This window comes from Streptomyces sp. NPDC001709 (assembly GCF_053596375.1).
This window is the reverse complement of sequence record NZ_JBSFGB010000057.1, coordinates 1-20378: the sequence shown is the minus strand read 5'-3', so window position 1 is coordinate 20378 and position 20378 is coordinate 1. Positions and strand designations below refer to the sequence as shown.

Here is a 20378-nt window from a genome sequence, read left to right as displayed (position 1 = left end):
TGTCGAGCCGGTCACAACCACAGAATCGAAGGTGGCGGGCTCGGTGGCGCTCTAACAATCATAGGCAGTGCACCGCGTCCGCCTATGAACGTGGGGGGCAAGGAAGCTTTTTCAGCGAAGACGCCAACCCCGTACCGCTACCGCGGACTTGCTCCCGTTCTGCCCATAGGAGGAGGGGCCCGCCGAGAGAAGGAGAGGCCCGCCGAGTTGGCGCCTCACACGAGTCGCAACACCGGCCTGGTGTCCGGCATCCCCAGCAACTCCCTGACCCGCGCCAGCGGCCAGGCCAGCTCCTGGGCCAGCTCCCGTACGCCCAGTCCCGTCTCCTGAGCTGCCAGGTCGAAGGCCTGGGACAGCAGGACCGGCTGTTCCCCGGGATAGCCGCTGACCGGCTCCGCGGCAAAGCCGGGCTGGCCGTCCAGGGCTCGCAGTCGCTGGTACGTCCGGCTCGCCGTGGCGTCGGAGATCAGCCCCAGTTCGCGGCAGCGGTACACCAGGGAGTGCACGGACACGCCCCAGGTCCGGCGCAGGCCCGCCAGATGTCCCAGGTCCATCCGGCGCGGCAACAGGGGCAGGATGCTCGCCTGTGGTGTGAGGAACTCCGCGGCGAACGCGTCCGCTTCGCGCTCCTGTCTGCTGTCGCCGGTGGCGTCGCCGTGCAGCACCAGATGGCCGAGTTCGTGGGCCGCGGTGAAGCGGTGGCGGTAGACGTCGTTGGCCCGGTTCCTGGTGAGCACCACCAGCGGGCGCGCCGAGCGCGAGGAGAAGGCATCGACCGTCGCGGCGGCGGCATCGGCCTCCGCCGGCAGGACCACCACGATGCCATGCGCCTCCATGCGCCGCACGAGATGGGTAACCGGACCCTCGCCGAGACCCCACTGACGACGCAGTTCCTGGGCGGCGGCAGTCGGCTCCGACGGCAGGGCCACCCCCGGATGCACCTCGCCGCCGGCGAAGCCGGGCAGGTCCACGAGCGGCAGCTGCACCCGGCGCTCCAGTGCGTAGGTCAGCTCCCACACCTGCTCGGCGAACGCCAGGGCTCGCTCGCGCTGAGCCTTCGGCGTGCTGCGCAGGCTGCGGAAGTGGGCCATCGAGGAGTCGAGGCGCTGGCTCGGCCTGCCGGCGATGAAGAACTCCACCGGCACGTCGAGGACCTTCGCCATCCGTGGCAGCAGGTCCGGCCGCGGACGGGAGACGCCCGTCTCGTACTGGCCCACCGCCGCCGGGGTGACACCGAGGTCTTCGGCCACGTCCTTCTTGGTCAGGCCGGCGAGACGCCGGGCCTGGGTGAGGCGGGCGGGGTCAAACGCATCGGACACGGCGCGGGGGGTGGCGGAGCGGTCCTCCAGTCCCGGAAGGACTGGGTGGTCAGTTCTCATCGTTCTCGTTCGTCAGAGGTTCGATCGGGGCGACTTCGCTCACCGGAGGGATGTCCAGCTTCCGCTGCGCGTCCGGGCGGGGCGCCAGGGCGACGATGGGCTGCTCGCCCTCGTCGAAGCCGGGGTGGCCGGCCAGCTGCTGCGGGATCGTCAGCTTCGACGTCGAGGCCTCCGGCAACGGCAGGGGCTCCGGGTCGATGACCCATTCCAGAGAGCCGCTTTCGTCCGCCAGTGCCGCAACGCCCCAGTAGGGCTTGAGGAGTCCGGCCGCGTTGCAGGCGAAGGGTACGAGGACCAGACGCGTGCCCTTCGGCAGGGCTGCCAGCTTCGGCCGGAGCTCCACCGCGCCCGGGTCGAAGGCGTATTCCCCGAAGAGGTCTGCCTGCTGCGAGGGCGGGGCGAAGGCGAACAGCTCCCGGATCACCGACCACACGTTCTGGATCCTCGCGGTACGGACGTTGCTGTCCTTCTTGGAGAAGCAGAACGGGTACAGCAGCCCGTTCCCGATCCGCACCAGGTCGAACTGGAAGCCGTTGGGCTTCACCAGCTGGGTGCCCGGGAGGTCCGCCAACTTCTCGCTGACCCGCTCGAACGCCCCGCGGTAGCGCGCGACACCGTGGACCTGGGTGGAGGACACGTCGGCATCCTGCTGTGAGGAGCGAGCGTTGGCCTGCATGTCGACCAGCGCCTGGCCGATCCTGTCGCGCACCTCCCGAGCCGTCTCCTCGCCGTTGAACAACTCGCTGGCCCAGGCTGAAGCAGCAATCTCCATACGGCTGACCCCTCCGGTTCAGCGCTTCACATCGAAGCGTACAGACAGTGCTACCACTTTAGTTGATCTCAATCAACTTGCGCCTGTGCTTTCGTAGAACAGCTCGAAGCGAGCTGAACACCCTTGTTGGACACCGGAAGCCCTCGGGCTCGCCTGGCGTATCGACGGCCGGGCACCCTTGTTCGGCAACCGATCAGTTGTTGGACGGCTGCTGAATGTGGTGCGGTCCCCAGACGTGGACCGCACCATGACGGTCATCGGCTCTGCCACCACCAGGCGGCCCAACCAAAGGCCGCCGCGCCAGCCGCGCCGGCGGCTCCTCTGATCAAGCCGTGAAGAACGGCTTGGGCGAGAGCACGTACAGACCACCTCTCCTGCACCGACGCCTGAAAAGTCGCGCTCCGAAGAGGTGGCGTAGCACTCCCTGACTCCGTACGGTGAAACACGACGAGCCTCCAAGGCATGGTCGATCAAGCCCTCGCGCCGGTTCTTGACGGGACGTAGCGCGGGGGCTTCGGTCAACCGCAATGCTGGACCGCGGCGCCGACAGCAATCCGCCCGGTCCTATAACTGCAGCAGATGATCATGGGAGCCGTCATGCGCTTGATCGGGCTGACGTTCAACGCAGTGATAGTGGGTTGTGACCTGGAAGGCTTCGCATCCACTAAAGAAGAGCAAGTCCACGAGGTCCGCCGCTGGGCACGCCGCTACGGCCACGAAGTCATCGCTATGTACGACGCACATCAACCGGGTCTACTCCAGCGCACCCGCACGGCTCTGACTGAGGGCAGCGTGAAAGCCGTCGTCATCCCCTCCGAGGTCCTCGCTGACTGGGTATGGCTACCAGATTCGCTCTCTTCCCCGCCCTATACCGGCCGGGTCATCGCTGCTGACACCAACAAGACGGTCTCCATCCGCTCTCGGCAGGTGGAAGCGCTGACGCGTTGGAACGAAGCCCACGACGTCCCCATCTGGTGGGCAGAGGACAATTGGAGACGGCTACAGCCAGCGGCGATCGAGCGTATGAAGGAAGGGCGTCGCCGCAAACATGAACAGGGCGGGTACGCGTATGGTGCCCCTCCGTTCGGCTGGGTAGCAGTGGAAGGCGGTTTGGCGCCTGATCCCCGTGAACAGGAGACGCGTACACGTGCTATTCAACTTCGTGACCAGGGACTTCCTCTTCGCGTGATCTGCGAGCGACTCGATGGCGAAGGCCATCGCACGCGCAGCGGCAGGCCATGGTCCTCGGGCACGCTGAGCAGGATCCTTGACCGTCCGCCTCCACCCGCAGAGAGCATCGTGGACTTGCGCATTGCCCCGTGGCCACGGCAACGGGACGGTTCGCGAGGCAGGGGCCGCGTCAAATTCTTGTTCCGTCGCAGCAGTGGAGACGACCGCGCAGGAGGCGGGGCGCCGCCACGCTGAGTGCGTCGCCGAGGGACACGATCGGTTCACGGACACCGTCAGAGCACGGCCACGGTGGGCGGTATACGTGGCCCGAGCGTCGCCGTGTGCGGCGGCTCGGTTGTGACGGAGGCAGGCTGGCGGCGGAGGGGATGGGGGAGCGGTGCCAGCTTGGATGCCGTCGAGCCGGCCGGAGCTGAGCCGCGCGCCGTGCTCCCGCCGTCGCGGACGCGCGAGCGTGAGGAGAGGGCACCGCCCGGGGAGTGGCTGAGGGGGAGCAGCTACTGCCGCGATGTGGCCGGGCCCGTCGTGGGCGCTCCGCTCAGCGCGGCGCCGTTGTGGTGACCCGTCCGGCGAACCCGCCGCAGGGCAGTCGCTGGCACCCTGCCGGGGAGCGCCCGAGTGCCCGCCCCACGGGGTGATGCAGAGCGGGCGCGAGGGCGATCACGTGTGCTGCCGGCGGTCAGCGAGTACAACGGCCGCCGTGGTCACGGCGAGCACGACCCAGCAGGCCCACAGCACCCACAGCGTCAACTGCGGGCCGGCCGCGACGGTGGCCGCGATCATGGCCACCAGGCTCGCCGCCGTTGACACGGTGAGTGCCTTGAGGGGTGTCGGCACTGGTTCCTCCTCTCCTTGATGAGGGCGGTGCTGAGCTGCGATCCTTGGGGGAGGCGGGCCCCGGAGTTGCTGTGGACATCTCCGGGGCCCTCTTGTCACTCCTTGCGGTGTCGGCCTCGGCGCTTGGGCTTCCGGATGGCCTTGACGGCTGCTACCGCCGCCACCGTGTTCACCACCAGTGTCGCTACCGCGACCGCGAGAGTGATCTCCCCACTATTCAGTTGTCTCACCTCCTCTCTGAGGAAGTGGCTTAAGCCTATCAAGGTTGTGTAGCGTTCGCAACACGTGTAGCGTATGTGACATGGAAATGATCCGAGTCACCCTCACCCACCCCGACGGCAGCACCACCACGCTGCCCGGCGGCCTCACCCCCTACGCCGCCGACGTCCTCGCTGCGGCACTCGCCAACGACCGCAGCACCCCGCCTCCTCACACCGCCGACATCTTCGATGACCAGCTCGCCGCCATCGCCCAACTTGCCCGCACCATTACGCACTTCGAAGCCGCCCGCGACGAGGCCATCGCCGCTGCCGACCGCGCCGGCGGTCCCTACGCCGACCGCAAGGCTCTCGGTATCGCCGCGGGCATGCCCCGCTCCCGCCTGTATCGCATCCTTGAGCGCTTCGGTCGGCCCACGAACCGCAAGGCAACGGACGGGGCCTGACGTGCCGATCACCGTCACGCCGGCCCGGTAGTCCTCCGGACGCGGCACAGGGCGCGGTGCCGTCTGGCGCGCACTGGCCCTCACCCCTCGCTGCCTTGACGCGCCGGACGGTACTGCGGGAGCCGGGGGCGGTAGCTCCTCAGCCCTGGCGGGCTTGCGGTGCTCCCCGCAGGGTGGTCGTTCGCCGTGGGCGGCGAGCGGGTTCGCGGCGGGCTTCAAGGCGGGAAGCGTGGTTGAGACAGGGACGGGGTTGCTGCAACATACGCGCGCCTGATCCGTCGGCGCACCGCATCGCCGTGGCTGGCTTTCGGTGGTGCAGGTCCAACGGGCGGGAGGGGGCACAGGTTCGGGTTGAAGCAGCTGCATTGGCTGGCGAAGGCCCAGCAGCCACTTCCCCCAGCCCACCGCGCCCTCCTCAAGGCGCGGGACGCCTGCGGCGTTCTTAGGCTGATGGTGCTCGGGGCTATTGCGGAGGTCTGCCATGCCCCGAACCATCTGGTCCGGCGCCATCTCGTTCGGCCTGGTCACCGTGCCGATCAACGTGGTCGGCGCGACCGAGGACCACTCGATCCGCTTCCACCAGTACCACCTGGTCGACCAAGGCCGGATCCGCTACCGGAAGGTGTGCGAGCTGGAGGATCGAGAGGTATCCCAGGAGGAGATCGGCAAGGGTTACGAGCTGTCGAAGACGCAGGTCATCCCCATCACAGATGAGGAACTAAGCAACCTGCCGCTGCCGACGGCGAAGGCCGTCGAGATCGACGCCTTCGTGCCGCTGGAGTCGATCGATCCGATCCGGCTCGCTGAGGGCTACTACCTGCAGCCGTCCAGCCAGGTCGCGGCCAAGCCGTACAAGCTCCTCGTCCAGGCCCTCGGCCGCTCGGCCAAGGTGGCCGTCGCGAAGTACGCATGGAGCGGCAGAGAGAGACTGGGCCTACTCCGCGTCCGCGACGACGTCCTGGTCCTCCACGCCATGCGCTGGCCGGACGAAATTCGCGACCCCACCGAGCTGCTGCCGCCGCCTGTCCAGGTGTCCGACGAGGAGATCGAGGGAGCCCTCGCACTCATCGACACCCTGACCGTGGGCAAGCTGGAGGGCCCCGACTTCCAAGACCGCTACACCGAGGCGATCGCCCAGATCATCGAGGCGAAGCGCGAGGAGCGGCCGCTCCCCGAGGCGCCCGAGCCGGAACAGCCGACCCAGGTGCTGGACCTGATGGCCGCGCTGCAGGAGTCAGTGTCGAAGGTGAAGGCGGCCCGCGGCGAGGCCGAGGCCGAGGTGCACGAGCTGCCGAAGCCGAAGAAAACCGCCGCCAAGAAGACCGCGGCGAAGAAGACGACCGTGAAAAAGACGACTGGTCGGCGACCGCGCAGTGCCTAGTCGAGGATGCCCAGGTCAGTGTCCGGGCGGCAGTGCGGGCACGCCGGCACCTGCTGGCGGAGCGCCTCCATTGCCTGCTCCCGGGTCGCCGGTCGGCACCGCCCACTCTTCTTCGCCGCCCAGCAGTCACCCATGTGTACGGCGTCCACGTTGGTTCGGTTGAGGCCGTACTGGATCAGCCAGTCCGCCGTCCTTGCCTGCCGCGCCTTGGCGGCCCGTTCCCGCTGCTCCTCGTCGGCGATCCACCGGTCGATGAGGGTCAGCTGCCGTACCGCCTGCTGCTCTACGACGCGACGGGCGAAGCGCAGCATGTCGAGGCGGGTCAGCAACCGTGGTTCGTTCACATGTTCGATAATAGGAGGTACGCTGCCCACGAGCATCATCAGGGGGCAAGCGCCAAGGAGGCGGTCATGCGGGATGACCTGCAGATCCTCGCAGCCCTCGGTACCGACCCCGCCGCCCTGAACCCAGCGCCCGACGGGCCGCTGCGCCACTCAGGCGTTTGCGCCCGCATCCACCCGCCCGGCCGGTACCCATGCTCTACCTGCGGAGCGCAGCCTTGGCCACCTGCCGCCGCACCGTCTCCAGACTGGGCCTGCAATGACAGACTCCTGCCGTCACTGCATGATCGCCGGGTGGGCGCTTTGAACCCCGGCCGCTACCACCTCACCCTGACCGCCGCCGGCACGACGATGATGCACGGCTGGTGGGGGAGCGAGACGACCGCGCGCCGCCAATTCTCCACCTGGGTCGGCGAGCGCGGCACCATCCCCGGCGCACGCATCACCCTCACCGACGAGGAGACCGGCACCCAGTTGGTGACCTGGCCGACCGAGCCGTAGCCCTCTGTACGGCCACGGTGGGCGGTTGCAGACGTCGTAAACGCGCCCTCAAACCGGGGCCCGTTTCTACAATTTCCGCAGGTCACCCGGTAACAGTTGCAGCGGACTGTTACCCCCGGCGGAGGTGACAGAGCTGGCCATCGGCCCGGAACTCGGGAGGTTCCGAGGAAGCGTCAGCCACGAAGGCCCAGTTCGTCCAGGGTGGCGCCGTTGGCCCAGTGCTGCAGCTGGTGGCCGTCGAGGAGGTGGACGCCGCCCTGGCGGGAGGCCCAGAGCACGTCCGCGCGACTGTAACCACCGCGGTGGACGACGACCCGGATCAGGCGGTCGACGCTGGGCCGGCAAGCCTCCCGCAGGGGAGCGGGCCCGCTCGCGGCCGCGCCCTCGTCCGCCGTCGTCACCGGACGGAATGCGACGTCGAGTTCACGGCCCCGGGCATCCCGCGCGTACAGACGCGGCCGCCCCTGGCGGGCGGTCAGGTCGACCACCCGCCAGCCGTCGCGCCGAAGCATCCGTGCGGCCGCAACAGCCAGCCCCTGGTCATCGAGCCGGGCGAGTTCGGCCGGGGTGTAGCGGCCGTCGCGCCGGCGGACGACTACCCGACGCACGCGCAGACCCGCGGTCGCGGAGGCCGCCACCAGGACGACGCCCAGCACCAGGCCGCCGACGCCGAGGGCGCGGTAGAGCCAGACGAGCAGCAGGACAGGCACGAGCACGGCCATGCCGAGGCCGACGAAGCCCGGGAGCACGTCACCCAGTTCGGGCCCGTACCGGCCTTGGGCCCGCAGCTCCGAGACCGCGCGCTGACGCTGCGAGCGCCGGGACCCGGGCACGGGCGGACGCCTCAGCCATAGAGGGATCTCCGGCCGCCGCCACCGCACCACCAGGGCCAACTCCCCATCACCCGCCTGTCTCGTCGTGCGGTAGAGATACCCGCCTCCCTCCCCGTCGCGCCAGTCGGTGTGAAGTTCGGCCACTGATATGGCCGAAGACCCTCGTGTAGGAGCGGACGGAAGGCCCGCACCGGTTGATGCGGGCCTTCGTGTTGAGCTTGATCACGCAGCGAGGAAGAGGGCAGCGACGACAAGGGCCACGACGTGGGCGGTCTGGTCGACCTGGGCGGCACCGCCGTGCTGGGCGAAGCCCGTCTGCCTGGCGACGCGCATCCACCACCGGATGGGCCAGCGGCGGTCAATGAACGCATGAGTGCCGCCGATCCAGACGAGGGCCGCGACGTTGGCCCAGACGCTGGCGCTCTCGCCCAGCACAGCGGCCCCGATCATCAGGGCCACCCCGCACACTACGACGTGGGTCACGGCGTGGGCGAAGGTGGCCCGCCAACCGGTGGCCCCGGCGCACGCCTTATGGGCTGCTTGGTGGTCAGTCTGTAACGGGTAATCGGCTAGGAGATGGCCGACGTACAGCAACACGAAGAGCGATGCGAACATGGGATTCCTCCCTGGTCTGAGACGGGCTGGGGGCTGGGAGGGGCGGCCGTTCGCCTGGCAGTGAGCCGGCCGCCCTTTCCAATGAGTTCTCATGGGCTGGATCGCCGAGTAGCAGAGCCGTTCCAACTCTGGTTGGACCCTACTCATAATTAGCGTGTGCACGCTAGGATTTGAGACATGACAGCTCAGGAGGGGACCCGGATCATCACCGCCCTGGAATCGACCTGGGGCGCGATCCAGGCGCATCACCCGGACGTTCCAGACGTGGTGATCGTGACCGGCACAGGACGCGGCCGCCGGAAGAACAGCCTGACCTGGGGGCACCACACGGCGGACCGCTGGCTGGACGCGGCAGCCGCTGGACGCAAAGCCGAGCTGTTCGTGTCCGGCGAGGCCATCGCCCAGGGCGGCGAGATGGTCGTGGAAACGATGCTGCACGAGGCGGCTCACGCGCTCGCGGCTGTGCGGGGCGTTCGGGACACCTCGTGTGCGGGCCGCTGGCACAACCGCAAGTACGCGGCCCTGGCCCAGGAACTCGGGCTGGAACCTCCGAAGAAGGCAGCGAAAGTCATTGGATTTTCGGAGGCCCTGATCACGGCCGCCACGGTCGGCCGGTACGCGGCCCAGATCCGGAAGCTGGACGCTGCGACGCTCGCGCACATTGAAGCCCCCAAGGACGACGACGAGGGCGAGCCCGGCGGGCAGGACCAGAAGCAGACGCAGAGCGAGGACAATCCCGGCCCGCGCGGAGGACGCGGCCGGGCCGGGAAGCGGACGGCCGTCGAGTGCGGCTGCGAGACGCCCCGCCGAATGCAGGTCACTCCCGCGTTCCTGGAAGAGGCGCCAGTGCTATGCGGGAAGTGCCGCCAGGAGTTCCAGCCGCCGGAACCCGGGGTGGGACTGATGCCGCAACAGCGGACGGACGCTGAGCCGGCCGAGCCCGTCGCGGCCCGAGTGGAACCGTGACCGCGCCGACCCCCACGGTTCCCTGGCAGGCCCTGGCCGACGACCCTGCGACCGTGGAACGGTATGAGGCCAAGGTCTACAGGGGTGCGGGGCCCACGGACTGCCACTGGTGGCTGGGCGCCATCAGTGACTCCGGGCACGGCAAGCTGAGGGCGGGCAGCCGCCCGGCGGGAACGTCCCGAGTGGTATCCGCCCACGTTCTCGGATTCGCCATCCACCATGGCGCGGCCGCACTGCGGAACGGCCTCGTGGTCAGGCACACCTGTGACGAGAGCAGCTGCCAGAACCCGGACCACTGGCTGGTGGGGGAGCGGCTGCAGAACATCGTGGATTATGCGGCCCGGCGCGGGCTGACCGGTCACGCGCTCGCGGACGTCCGCGGCGCAGCCGGCCGGGCCGTCGCCGTCCGGGACGCCATCCTGGCGGCCGCCCCGGGCAAGGAGTCGGCCGCCATCGCGGCCGCCCTGGCGGCCGGACACCCCTCCGGTGACCGTCAGGACACACTCTGGTGAGTGAAGCGTATGCACGCTAGGCCGGGCGGGCCTAGGTGGTCGGCCTCGCACCGCCGGCGTGTGCGTTGGCCGGTGACCGCGGTGACCGTACAGGTCGCGCGGCGGACCGACTTGCCGGGCTAAGTAAAGCGTGTGCACGCTAGGGCTGGAGTCGTCCGGCTTCGCCGGACGCGCGGCGCGCATGCCGCCGAAAACCACGCTTGGTAACAGTCGAGGCCTGCCCCCGCGTGCGGGGCCCGGGCCTCTGTCGTCTCCGGCACAGCGTAGCGGGCAGCCGCCCGCAGTCGTCAACGGCACACCCGCCAGCGTCCCGAAGCATGGCCACTGACCCGCTCAGGTCCATCGGACAGGTAGCACCACAGCACCAACCCAGACCACCAGCAGCACGTAGGTCATCGGAACCACGACAGCCACCTAAGGACCCAGACCAACTAACGATCCGTCATTCCTCAGGTACAAGCATCTCTCTAACACACCCTTGCATTCTCATCCGATGGCCACTTACAGTGATCTGCATGACTGCCACCGTGAGCCCGGGATCTGACCCCGGGTACCTGATCAATCAGGTCGGTAAGGGTGGCGAGCACTACTACCTGAAGTCGATCGAGCAGGCGGGGGAGCCCGCCGGGATCTGGCTCGGAGACGGTGCTAAGGATCTTGGTCTGACCGGCGAAGTTGATCACGAGCTGATGTCAGACATGTACTCGAAGCTCACGAACCCTCAGCTCCACGCGAGCGTTCGCGCGTCACTCTCCGCAATCACGGCCGAGCCCGGATCGGACGAGTGGCGGGCGGAAGTTGCCGCCGTCTACGACGCCGCCCGGGTCGGCAGGAAGCCGTACGACTACACGAAGTCGACGGAGGAGAAGGTGGCGGCCGCGCTGGAGGAACTGGGTCCCAACGCCACCCCCGAACAGCGCCGTGAGGCGGAGCTGAAGGTGCGCCAGAATGCCCCCTCCAGCCGCTCGTACTACGACGTCACGTTCAGCGTGCCCAAGTCGTACAGCCTCTTGCACGCCGGATTCCAGATTGAGGCTCAGCGGCTCCGCGCGGCGGGCGACCTGGAGGGCGCGGACGCGGCCCAGGCGAAGGCCGATCAGGTCTGGGAATCCGTGATGGAAGGCGTCCAGGCTGGGCTGGAATTCCTGCAGACCGAGGCCGGATACGCCCGCGATGGTCGGCACGGCGCCAAGGACGCCGCGGGCGCTCCGACCGGCCGCCAGGTCGACGCCCACCACTGGACGATCGCCAGCTTCCGCCAGCACACCAGCCGGGACAACGACCCGCAGCTGCACGTCCACAACGCCATCTGGAACCGCGTGCAGGTCGAGGAAGTCGACCAGGTGACAGGCGAGATCCGTTCCAAGTGGCTGACCATCGACGGGCAGGAGATCTACCGGCACGCCAAAGCCGCAGGTCACATCGCGGAGAAGGCGTGGGACGAAGCGCTGTACCGCAAGCTGGGCATTCGCACCGCGATGCGCCCGGACGGCATGGCCCGTGAAGTCGTCGGTATCAGCGAGGAGACGCGCGACAAGTACAGCAGCCGGCGGAAGACCATCACCAAGGGCACCGCCGAGCTGGCCAAGGCGTACGAGGACCGCGAGGGCCGTCCGCCGGGCGCCCACGAGCTGGCTCGGATGGCGCAGTGGGTGAACCTGGCAGAGCGCAAGGGCAAGACCGCTGCTGTTCCGCGCGAACAGCTGTTGGAGGAGTGGGAGGCGGACATGGTGGCCGACACCCACGAGTCTCTGGCGGACATTCCAGCTCAGGTGGAACACGCAACGGCGGAGTTGGAACAGCGCACCGCCGACCTGGAATCGGGGCTGGAATTCGACCCCGCGACGGTGGTCCGGACTGCCGTCGAGAACGCCCAGGATTCCAAGAGCGCATGGCGCCGCGGTGACCTGATCGTGGAGATCACCAAGCAGCTTCCAGACTGCCTTGGTGGGCTGGAACGCAACCAGGTGCGCGCCCTCGTCAACGAGCTGGCGGACGCTGCGCTGCAGTCGGGCACGGACACCGAGGTGGTGCGGCTGACCGCCCGCAACCTCGTTCCGCTTCCCCCGGAGCTGACCCGCGAGGATGGGCTGAGCGTGTACGCCCGCCACGGTGCCGTCCGGTACGCCACGAAGGCCCACCTGGAGCGCGAGGGACGGGTAATCGAGCAGGCCACGGAGCTGGGCGCCCCCGCCGTCTCCCGCGCGGCGATCGAGGCGGCCGTGGCCGAGGCCGGGCTGAACGAGGGCCAGGAGCAGGCACTCCGCTCCATCCTCGCGTCCGGCCGGCGCATGGAGGTTGTCGCCGCCCCCGCAGGCACTGGAAAGAGCCGCCTGGCGGGTGCGATCCACGACACCTGGACGCAGGAATGCGGCCCCGTGATCGGTCTGACTGTCAGCCAGCGAGCGGCCCGCGTGCTGTCCGAGGAGGGCGTGCGGAACGCGCAGAACATCGCCAAATTCCTGGACGTCCACCGCCGCCTGGAATCCGGCGCGCCCGTGGCCGAAGACGAGCAGGCAGCGTTCCAACTGCAGTCCGGTCAGCTGATCCTCGTGGACGAGGCGTCCATGGCGGAGACGGGCCAGCTGGACGAGATCCGCCGCCTGGCCGCCCGCGCAGGCGCCAAGGCCTTGTATGTGGGCGACAATGCCCAGCTGGACAGCGTGGGTTCCGGCGGCGTTTTCTCCCAGCTCACGGACGAGCTGCCGAACGTGCATCGCCTGGACCAGGTGATGCGGTTCAACTCCGAGTGGGAGAAGCAGGCTTCCCTCCGGCTGCGCAAGGGCGACGCGGCCGTGCTCGGGGAGTACCACGCCCGTGGCCGCCTCCGGGCTGGAACCCGTGAAGAGATGCTGGAAGCCTCGTACCAGTCCTGGCTGGCCGACCACACGGCCGGTAGGGACGCGGTGCTGATCGCCCCGACGAAGGAACAGGCGGACGAGCTGGCTGCCCGCGCACGGGCTGACCTTGTGCGGCTCGGGCAGGTCGAGGCCGAGGGCATCGAGCTGTTCAAGCGCGGGCTGACCGTGGGCAAGGGCGACCTGATCCAGCTGCGGCAGAACGACAGGCGGATGACCACCGCGTCCGGCGAGCGGTTCGCCACGAACCGGGACGTGGTGAAGGTGCTGGGCATCGCCGAGGACGGCTCGGTGACCGTCGCCTACGACGACGGAGACACCCTCCAGCTGCCGCCGGTCTACGTGCAGGAGCACGTCGACCTTGCGTATGCGGGCACCATCCATTCCACCCAGGGCCGCACGGTTGGAACGGCCCACAGTTACTGGGACGGCACCGGTTCCAGGGAAGCCTTCTACGTCGCCATGACCCGCGGCCGCGAACGGAACACCGCCTACATGTCCACGGACATGCCGGGCGTGCCCGCCGAGCAGCGGCCGGACCCGATGGCCCTGTTCAAGCAGACGCTGGAAAACAGCAGCGTCGAGAAGTCGGCCACCCAGGTGCAGCGCGAAGAGGAAGAGTGGGTGCGCTCCCTGGCCAAGCACACCTTTGAGCTGGAAGACCTGGCGACCGAGCACGCCACCACGAAGCTGGGCCGCGTGCTGTACGAGGAGCTGGGCCCTGAGCGGTACAGCGAGCTGGCCAGCAGCGAGGCGTTCGGCTCCCTGATCCGTCTGGGCCGGGCCGCCGAGGCAGCCGGCCACGACGCCGAGGGCATCATGCGGACCGTCGCCCAGGGACGGCTGGAGGACGCCAAGGATCTGGGGAAGGTGCTGCACTGGCGGGCGGAGCGCGAGCTGGAGGACGCCGAGCGGCGCCAGGTCCGCGCGGACGAGCAACGGGTGCGCGAGGCCGTCGAACGGCAGGAAGCCACGGTCAACGACCTTATGGGGCAGCAGGCGGTTATCCAGGCCCAGGTCATCGACCCGGCGGAGACCCAGCGCGCAGCCGAGGCGGCCGCCGTCGAGCAGGCGCAGCAGCAGGCAGTCATGGACCAGGTGATGGCCATGCAGCTGGGCGCCGAAGTGCTGCACGGGCAGCAGGAGGGCCAGGAGCGCCACCGCATCGCGGAGGAGCACCGGGCGGCCGCCGAGGAGCGCGCCGACTGGCGGAACCGGGTTGCCGACATCGAGGGCCGCAAGGGCGAGTACGCCCGCGCCGTGGCGGAACTGGCCGAGGAGAAGCGCCTGGAACTGGGCCGCCAGCTGTTGGAACAGGCGGAGGCCGGGGAACTGCCGCAGTGGGCGCAGCATCTGGGACCAGTGCCGGACGCCCCCGAGTGGCGGGAGCGCTGGATCGAGCGCGCCGGCACCGTGGCCGCGTACCGCGAGGCCCACGAGCACGACCACGAGCGCGATCCGATCGGCACGCGGCCGGGCCGCGGTGCGGTCGACGTCCGCCAGGACTGGGACCGGGCGTACCGGGCCCTGGGCGAGCCGGAGGACCGGATCGAGCTGGTGGGCGCCACGGACGCCACGCTGCGGCGCATGGTCGAGCAGTACGAGCGCGAGACCGAGTGGGCGCCACCGCACGTGGCCGGGCAACTGCGCCAGGTCTCGGAGTCCCTGGCGGACATCGAGCGGGAGGCAGTGCAGAAGCTGATCGAGGCCCGCGAAGTGGAGGACCCGGCACGCGCCGAGGAACTGCAGGCCACCATCGAGGGATACGACTCCCTGGCCGCCCAGCTGGCCGAGGACCGCGAGGCCCTGGGAAAGGTGCACGAGGCCCGGCAAGCGTGGCACGACCACACCGAGGACGTGCGCGCCCAGGCACAGGAGGCCCAGCGCCAGCTGGAACTCCGCACGCCGGAACCGGAGACGCTGGAACTGCAAGAGGACGTGCAGGAGCCGACCCTGGAATCCGAGCTGGAACAGCGGGAGGCCGGCGAGCGCGAGCGGCTGCGCGATGCCCACGAGCGGGCCCACGCGGACGGGCGGACCCTCACGGGCGAGGAACTGCGTCAGGCCGTCCAGACCGCGGCCAGGGCGACGGAGATCCTGGCTGACCGCGAGCAGACCCAGCAGATGGACGAGGCGGAGCGGGCCCGCCGGGACGAGCCCGTGGTGCACCGGCCGGAGCCGGAGATCGAAGCCCCCACGGTCGAGGTCGGCGGATACGAAGTCGAGATGTAGCCCACCACAGGAGAGACGTGAAGGGGCTCAGGAAATCGACCATCGGTGACCAGAACTTGTGACTGCGGTGATGTCAGCCGCCAACGTCTTCTTCGCTCTCCGCTGGCGTATCGAAAAACCGGTCGATCCGAGCCTTCAGGCCGCGTTCCAGAGCATCCCCGACGCCCTGAGCCGCGGGAATCAAGATCATTAGGATGAGCGACAGGCCAGCCGTCGACGAGGTGTAGAGCAAGGACGGATGAGACCCAAAGCCGTTGATCACAGCCGCGGCGCCCGTGCCACCAGCAGCGATGCTGCGAAGTGAACGCCACTGTGCAGGAGGGCTGCCGAAGGTGGGCACCGGGATTTCAGTGACGGCGGAGCTGATCAGCTCCGCCAAGGAATCGGAATCAGGTAGCTGGTACCCCAGGCTTGCGGCGATCGAGTCACGTACAAACCAGTTCAGCGTTTTGAAAACGCCCTCAGGGTCGTTTGGGTCGCTGACATCCTTTACCGATAGATCTTCCTCGCCCCACGTGATCCTGACCCCTGGGTGCAGGCCACGCGCGTCAAGATTATGAAGGTGACGAGCGTTCTCAGGGAATGTGACGTATCGGACACAGATGGGCGACATGTGCCACCCGTCACCATTTTCTGTCTCCAGAGCCACGTCAGAACCGATCAGCCAGCTGATATCGACTGTCCGCACCGTCACCTCCGTACGCTGGGATCTCGGGGAACGCCACAGAGGGCCCGATCATGCGGGTGAGGGTATGAGGATCCTCCGCTGCCAGAAGGCGACAGCCCAGCGGGCTTCGCCTATGGGCCCCTTTCGGGTGACCTCTACTGACCTCGATGCCGGATGTAGGGCGCACCTCCCGGCAGGCCGACCTACGGCGAAACCGCCGGAGCAGGGCGATCCCCTGGCAAGCTGTCAGCCCCCGCGGCTACCGTCGACATCATGGCCAGTAGTAGCGAGTCGCAGTGGCGCCCCCGCCGGCTCCACCCACCCGTCTCGGACGTCCTCCCCGTCCCCGAGCACCCGACGATCGCACCCGGGGCCACCCCGTCCTGGCCTGGCCACGAGTACGGGCCTACACCCATTCCAACACCTTCCCGGAGCACGCCTGGACTTCCAGAAGGCGTCCGCCGGACCCGCGAGGAACTGGAAGCACTCCGGGACGACGTTGCACGAGAGTTCCACGCCGGCGAGCACGCGCGCGTGCAGCTGGACGAGGATCACCACGTGCGGCGCCCTGCAGCGGCCGCCCAGGGCGTATGGGCGGTAGTCGCCTGGCTGCTGGGGGAGCTGCAGAACGCTCCGATCAGTGGGGAGACGTACGACTACCCATATACGAAACGGGAGGTGGGCCGGGAGAGCGTGCGCGCCCAGGATTGTGTGGAGGGCAACGACTGGCCCGATATCGACCGCGACTATGCCGCCGCCGTTGACTACACGGTGGGGTGGGTGTTCTTCGACTGGAAGAAACGGCCCGTGCCGCTGGCGGCCGCCTGACGTACGCACGCGAAGAGGCCCGGACCATCGGTCCGGGCCTCCGTCGTTGACTGGCTCAGGCTGGGATTTCGCCCGTCTTCAGCATGTGGATGTGCTGCTGCAGATCCGGGGGGACGTCCACCTTCTTGTTGTCCAGCGGGTCCTTGTGCCCGTTGTACGGGTTGCTCCGGCCGTACTGGTCGGGCGGTTCCGGACGCACGTTGCAGCCCTCCAGGATGAACCGGCCCTGGCGTACGGCTCCGGGCAGCCACCGGTCCAGCCACTCGGCCACTCGCAGCGGCCCCGACTCCGGATCACGAAAGGCCCAGTTCCAGGCCGCCATCAGCCCGGTCAGGGATTCCACCATGTCCGGGTGCAGGTGCCAGCAGGACACCGGCATCTTGGCGTAGCCCAGCATCTCCGCGAAGGACCGCGGATACCGCACCCGGAAGGTGCCCATCGTCCACTCCAGCAGGATCTCCCACGCCTGTGCCTGTTGCTGCGGGTTGAACGTCGACCAGTCCCAGACCGGGAACTTTTGAGCCCCCGGCTTGTCCGTCAGCTTCTTCACGGTCAGCGCCAGGTCCGCCACGGCGTCGGGCAGCTGCAGGCCCTCCAGGGCCTCCAGCCGCTCGGTCACGCCGTCGATGCGCTTGCCCAGGTCCCGGGTTCGCTCCCACATCGCCAGCACGTCACGCGGCGGCTCGGCGGCCCCACGGCTGCGTTCGCTCATGCCGTGTACCTCCGGTCAGCGTCGGCGGCCGGGTAGCCGTACCCAGGCTGGCCGGGGAACGCCGCCGGCGGGGCCTCCACCCCAGTGGGCTGGCTCGGGACCACCGGCGCAGTGGCGGGCATCTGCGGAGGCAGCAGCATCGACGGGGCGATCTTCCCGTGCTTCTTCAACATCTTGGCGTCCAGCTTGGCCTGTGCCTTCTCCTGCCTGGCCAGCGCCCGCACGTCCTTGCGCTCCCAGACCGGCGTGAAGGCATACCGGATCGGGGGCAGATGCCGGTAGAAGATCAGGCCCGTGCCCTCCTTCATCTGCCGGATGGCGTCCTGGGGCATGACCCGGACACGCCGCACGCTGACGCTGCGCGACTGCTTGTCGTCGTCCGTGCGGGACGGGGAGGCGATCTCCTCGTCCTTCTCCCCGCACAGCAGGGACAGTTCCTCCAGATCCGGCGGCAGCGACAGGCCTCCCAGGACCACACGCGTGCTGTTGTTCATGATGGTCTGCGCGCCGTTCGTCCCCCAGCGCTCGCGCAGCTGGGACGGGGACTGCACGCTGATCAAGAGTTGGATGTTGCGGCCGCCCGCGTCCGCCGACCACAGATGAAGCGGCAGGGGGCAGATCACGGCCGCCTCGTCCAGGACCATCCGCAGGTACGGGTCCAGGCGGCCGCCGGCGGAGTTGTCCGCCCGGACGTACGCGGCATCGTAGATCTCGCCCACCAGCGCGGAGAACAGCGGAGCGACGGAGCCGTACCTCACGTCCTGACCCATCACGTACAGGGTGCCGCGACTGTTGAGGAAGTCGTAGACGTCGAACTTCTGCTCCCCGGGCCGGGGGCTGACGATCTCGACAACCTCCGGGTGGGACATGAACTGGAACGACCGGACCAGCGTCAGGTAGACGGAATCCCTCGTCTTCTCCGGGGCGTTCAGCATCTGGCCCAGGAGCTGCGCCCAACCCGCCGGAACGCGGTCCCAGTGCCCTTCCAGGATCTCCAGCGGCTCACGGTCGAGGGAGTTGGTCACCCACCGGCGGACCGTCATCAGGTCGCCGCCCTTGAGCGCGGCCGCCATCAAGTAGGAGCTGAGCACGGTGAAGCTGTGGCCCTCCCAGAAGCTGGCGTTCTCCATGTCCTCCCCGGAGGCGGAGGCCGCCAGGATGTAGCCCGCGCGCCGGATGGCCGTCGAGGCGCGCTCGCAGCCCTCCACCAGGTTCCAGCGCAGCGTGTTGGGAACACCGGAGATCCCCGCGTTGAAGACCCAGACGGGCCGGTTGTGCTCGCGCCTCAGCTTGTGGGTGTTCTCGTACAGGTCACCGCGGGTGGAGGTGATCACGCAGGAGCCAGCCGCATCGATGACAGCGTTGCCGAGCTGCGCACTCTTGCCGGAGCGGGGCGGGGCGTACATCAGCAGCAGGTCCTCGCACGCGATGAACAGCCCCTTCTTGTAGAGGAGATCCGTCCCCAGGTGGTAGCCGAGGTCATGCGGGCTGATCGAGCGGCCCTTGACCCTGGCCAGGGACGGGCGGAGGACGTCAGCCCGCTTGCGCAGCCCCGACTCAGACAGCCACTTCCGCAGTTCCTTGGGTGCGGCGAACCCGACCTTCTCCGCGTCCTTCGGCCGGGCCGTGGGACCGGACTTGCCCAGGTCCCACTTCTGCTTCAGCGCCAGGTAGCCGACGACGCAGCCGCCCGCCGCCGTAACCGCAAAGCCAGGGACGCCGCCGAGGGGCCAGTGCGTGGCCACGGCGCCGATGCCATGGAAGAGAGTGCCGAACGCGGGGCTGGGCGCCTCGTTGGTGTTGGCGGCCGCCGTCACCGCCACGGCAGGCAGGCCCGCCGCCAGGGACGCGGTGCCCATGCCCCGCCGGGGCGTGCAGACGATGAGGCCGGAGGGCTTATGCGTGTCGATGATCCGGTGCATCCAGTGCGGCCGCACGGCGCCGGGAAGGTCTGTGCTGTTGGGGGACGTACTCTCTTCCTTGCGTGACACGAGCTTCTCCTCTTGTCGCGAAGTCCCCGGGTCGGCGGTACCAGCGCCTCCCGGGGGCGCCTATTTGATCCGGTGACCTCACCGATCACCGTACGAGCCAGGGCTGACATTCAGCCCCGGGGATTTCTCAGCTGTGCTTCCTGATGACGTCGCCCAGGTACTTCCGGGCACTGCCTTCCGTGAGGCCAGCAGCCGCGTGCCACTGGCGAGCCAGAGCACTGGCCGACTGGTGCGGAGCCCGCTGTTCGGCAGGAAGCTGCAGGTAGAGGTACTCCAGCAGTTCCTTGCCCGCCAGACCCTCCGGAGCCGTCTCCTTCTCCGGGGCCGCTTCCACCACGCCCTCGTCCGCCACCTCGTACACGGGCAGCTCCGGCGACGTCGCCGGGCCCGGCACGAAGGGCTCACCCTGGCTGTCGCCAATCACCGCCCCGTCCGTCAGCAGTTGCGGGTCGACGTCGGCCCACTCGGGGCTGTCGATCCGGGCCTGCACCACGTGCGGCCGTCCGCTGTCCCGGGCTGCCACGGGCACCGAGGCACCCGCCTGACTGCCCGCGCCGTACGGGGCATACCCGCCGTTGAACTCCGCCTCCAGGTCAGTCCACCCGTGCACCTCGTCCGCGCCGGGAACCGACTGCTCAGGCTCAGGCTCCGGCTCGGGGTGCCCGGCCGTCTGCTCCACCGCAGCGTCCAGCGCCTCGTCCTGGCCGTGGTGCTCGGTCTTGTCGACGTCGACCTGCACCGGCTCCAGCTCCGGCACGGACGCCGTGGGCAGTTCCTCGCGGACGTCGAGGCGCTGCAGCTCTGCAGGCACCTGGATTCCGGCAGCTTCCAGGCCCGCCGGCGCCGTCTCCCGGAGCGGGACGCCGTACCGGGCCAGCCGCAGCGGCATCAGGGCCTCCACCGGAGCCTTGCGCCGCCAGGCACGGCCGAACCGCTGCCGCAGACGCGCCTGATACACGAGCCGTTCCTGTTCCAACTTGATGACTTGCTCGTAGGAGCGCAGCTCCCACAGCTTCATCCGGCGCCACAGCAGGAACGTGGGGACCGGGGAGAGGAGCCAGCGCGCGATGCGCACGCCCTCCATGTGCTTGTCCGCCGTGA

18 protein-coding genes are annotated in these 20378 nt (G+C 68.9%); 8 read left to right on the top strand and 10 right to left on the bottom strand.

What is annotated here, in order from left to right; all coding sequences use genetic code 11:
- Positions 1-215: 215 nt before the first annotated feature.
- Positions 216-1319 (bottom strand): helix-turn-helix domain-containing protein, encoded by a 1104-nt coding sequence (locus tag ACWC0C_RS43725; RefSeq protein ID WP_450870397.1) that lies wholly within the window; start codon positions 1317-1319, stop codon positions 216-218.
- A 49-nt stretch (positions 1320-1368) separates the two neighbouring features.
- Positions 1369-2151 (bottom strand): hypothetical protein, encoded by a 783-nt coding sequence (locus ACWC0C_RS43720; protein ID WP_450870396.1) that lies wholly within the window; start codon positions 2149-2151, stop codon positions 1369-1371.
- A gap of 579 nt (positions 2152-2730) precedes the next feature.
- Here ACWC0C_RS43720 and ACWC0C_RS43715 point away from each other — a divergent pair.
- Complete coding sequence (locus ACWC0C_RS43715) at positions 2731-3576, top strand: recombinase family protein (RefSeq protein ID WP_450870395.1); 846 nt, start codon at positions 2731-2733, stop codon at positions 3574-3576.
- Positions 3577-3999: 423 nt separating this feature from the next.
- Here ACWC0C_RS43715 and ACWC0C_RS43710 read toward each other — a convergent pair whose 3' ends face one another.
- The gene (locus ACWC0C_RS43710) at positions 4000-4176 is read right to left on the bottom strand and encodes a hypothetical protein (RefSeq protein ID WP_450870394.1); all 177 of its coding nucleotides are present in this window, start codon (positions 4174-4176) and stop codon (positions 4000-4002) included.
- Between the two features lie 301 nt (positions 4177-4477).
- Here ACWC0C_RS43710 and ACWC0C_RS43705 point away from each other — a divergent pair, with 301 nt between their 5' ends.
- Both ACWC0C_RS43705 and ku read left to right on the top strand, forming a co-directional pair.
- Positions 4478-4840, top strand: a complete 363-nt coding sequence (locus tag ACWC0C_RS43705; RefSeq protein WP_450870392.1) for a hypothetical protein — start codon at positions 4478-4480, stop codon at positions 4838-4840.
- 481 nt (positions 4841-5321) lie between these two features.
- Positions 5322-6221 carry a non-homologous end joining protein Ku gene (gene ku / locus ACWC0C_RS43700; protein ID WP_450870390.1) on the top strand — a complete coding sequence of 300 codons (900 nt, stop codon included), beginning with the start codon at positions 5322-5324 and terminating at the stop codon, positions 6219-6221.
- On the opposite strand, the gene ACWC0C_RS43695 is transcribed toward ku, so the two are convergent.
- Positions 6218-6565 carry a DUF6233 domain-containing protein gene (locus tag ACWC0C_RS43695; protein WP_450870388.1) on the bottom strand — a complete coding sequence of 116 codons (348 nt, stop codon included), beginning with the start codon at positions 6563-6565 and terminating at the stop codon, positions 6218-6220. The two genes, ku and ACWC0C_RS43695, sit on opposite strands and share 4 nt — an antisense overlap.
- A 291-nt stretch (positions 6566-6856) precedes the next feature.
- On the opposite strand from ACWC0C_RS43695, the gene ACWC0C_RS43690 reads away from it, so the two are divergent.
- The gene (locus tag ACWC0C_RS43690; protein ID WP_450870386.1) at positions 6857-7063 is read left to right on the top strand and encodes a hypothetical protein; all 207 of its coding nucleotides are present in this window, start codon (positions 6857-6859) and stop codon (positions 7061-7063) included.
- Between the two features lie 173 nt (positions 7064-7236).
- On the opposite strand, the gene ACWC0C_RS43685 is transcribed toward ACWC0C_RS43690, so the two are convergent.
- A complete protein-coding gene (locus ACWC0C_RS43685; RefSeq protein WP_450870384.1) occupies positions 7237-7896 on the bottom strand; it encodes a hypothetical protein in 660 nt (219 codons plus the stop codon).
- A 222-nt stretch (positions 7897-8118) separates the two neighbouring features.
- Positions 8119-8511 (bottom strand): DUF3307 domain-containing protein, encoded by a 393-nt coding sequence (locus tag ACWC0C_RS43680; protein WP_450870382.1) that lies wholly within the window; start codon positions 8509-8511, stop codon positions 8119-8121.
- Between the two features lie 177 nt (positions 8512-8688).
- Between ACWC0C_RS43680 and ACWC0C_RS43675 the strand changes: the two genes are divergently transcribed.
- The 3 genes from ACWC0C_RS43675 to mobF all read left to right on the top strand — a co-directional run bounded on the left by ACWC0C_RS43675 (position 8689) and on the right by mobF (position 15079).
- The gene (locus ACWC0C_RS43675; protein WP_450870380.1) at positions 8689-9477 is read left to right on the top strand and encodes a hypothetical protein; all 789 of its coding nucleotides are present in this window, start codon (positions 8689-8691) and stop codon (positions 9475-9477) included.
- Positions 9474-9989, top strand: a complete 516-nt coding sequence (locus ACWC0C_RS43670) for a hypothetical protein (RefSeq protein ID WP_450870378.1) — start codon at positions 9474-9476, stop codon at positions 9987-9989. Before ACWC0C_RS43675 ends, ACWC0C_RS43670 begins: the two co-directional genes overlap by 4 nt.
- A gap of 515 nt (positions 9990-10504) precedes the next feature.
- A complete protein-coding gene (gene mobF, locus ACWC0C_RS43665) occupies positions 10505-15079 on the top strand; it encodes a MobF family relaxase (RefSeq protein ID WP_450870377.1) in 4575 nt (1524 codons plus the stop codon).
- Between the two features lie 73 nt (positions 15080-15152).
- On the opposite strand, the gene ACWC0C_RS43660 is transcribed toward mobF, so the two are convergent.
- Positions 15153-15773 carry a hypothetical protein gene (locus tag ACWC0C_RS43660; protein ID WP_450870376.1) on the bottom strand — a complete coding sequence of 207 codons (621 nt, stop codon included), beginning with the start codon at positions 15771-15773 and terminating at the stop codon, positions 15153-15155.
- Between the two features lie 531 nt (positions 15774-16304).
- Between ACWC0C_RS43660 and ACWC0C_RS43655 the strand changes: the two genes are divergently transcribed.
- Entirely contained in the window at positions 16305-16574 is a 270-nt protein-coding gene (locus tag ACWC0C_RS43655) for a hypothetical protein (RefSeq protein ID WP_450870374.1), read from the top strand.
- A gap of 55 nt (positions 16575-16629) precedes the next feature.
- On the opposite strand, the gene ACWC0C_RS43650 is transcribed toward ACWC0C_RS43655, so the two are convergent.
- The 3 genes from ACWC0C_RS43650 to ACWC0C_RS43640 form a co-directional block, all read right to left on the bottom strand.
- Positions 16630-17286 carry a hypothetical protein gene (locus ACWC0C_RS43650; RefSeq protein ID WP_450870372.1) on the bottom strand — a complete coding sequence of 219 codons (657 nt, stop codon included), beginning with the start codon at positions 17284-17286 and terminating at the stop codon, positions 16630-16632.
- The gene (locus ACWC0C_RS43645) at positions 17283-19277 is read right to left on the bottom strand and encodes a type IV secretory system conjugative DNA transfer family protein (RefSeq protein WP_450870371.1); all 1995 of its coding nucleotides are present in this window, start codon (positions 19275-19277) and stop codon (positions 17283-17285) included. The genes ACWC0C_RS43650 and ACWC0C_RS43645 overlap by 4 nt, the downstream gene beginning before the upstream one ends.
- A gap of 127 nt (positions 19278-19404) precedes the next feature.
- Positions 19405-20378: DUF2637 domain-containing protein (locus tag ACWC0C_RS43640; protein ID WP_450870369.1), on the bottom strand; the 974-nt coding region annotated here is incomplete at its 5' end.